A 567-nucleotide genomic window follows, 5' to 3' on the forward strand; every position below is an offset into this window, starting at 1 on the left:
TTCTTTATTGCATCTGCCATTAGTTGTCTTCTTGCTTCAAGGAAGTTCTTATAGTCCATTTCGTAGAAGCGGCTTGGGAGACAATTGGCTGTTAAGAGTTTGTCTTGTTCTTCTCCTGCAAGATTAGCAGTCATTTCATTCCAATATTGTTGAGGAGTAGCTCTATAAAACAGAGGCAACCTTTTCCCACAAATCCTGCAATTTGCCATAAGGCACCTCAAAGTAAACTATGCATTTTGAATAACGCTTCCATAATTTTCGTGTTTTTTCCTCTTTCAGGTCATAAAATTTCTGAAAGCATCTGGCCAATTTGCTTTTGCTTGTTACTTTAATCTTGTTCTTAGTCCTTTTGTAAGAAATCTCATCAATCACCGTAACTGAGTAATTTTGCAAATTTGCCGATTTTAAATCATTCAACTGGAATTTTTAGCAAAAGTTACTGTTTATCAAGAATACTCTCCAAAGCTGCCTTTAGATTATCAACTGAATCTCTCTTATGGATATCCAGTGAATCTAAGCCTTTTTCAACAACAGCTTGCGTAATCAAACTCTTAACTTTACTTTCAG

At 35.4% G+C, this 567-nt stretch carries 1 protein-coding gene; it reads right to left on the reverse strand.

The features are described from left to right. Positions 1-209 (reverse strand): hypothetical protein (locus tag ACP5SP_RS08135; protein WP_428076584.1); only part of this gene is annotated, 209 nt, incomplete at its 3' end. Positions 210-567: the final 358 nt, after the last annotated feature.

This window comes from Caldisericum sp. (assembly GCF_049967455.1).
Classification (GTDB): domain Bacteria; phylum Caldisericota; class Caldisericia; order Caldisericales; family Caldisericaceae; genus Caldisericum; species Caldisericum exile_A.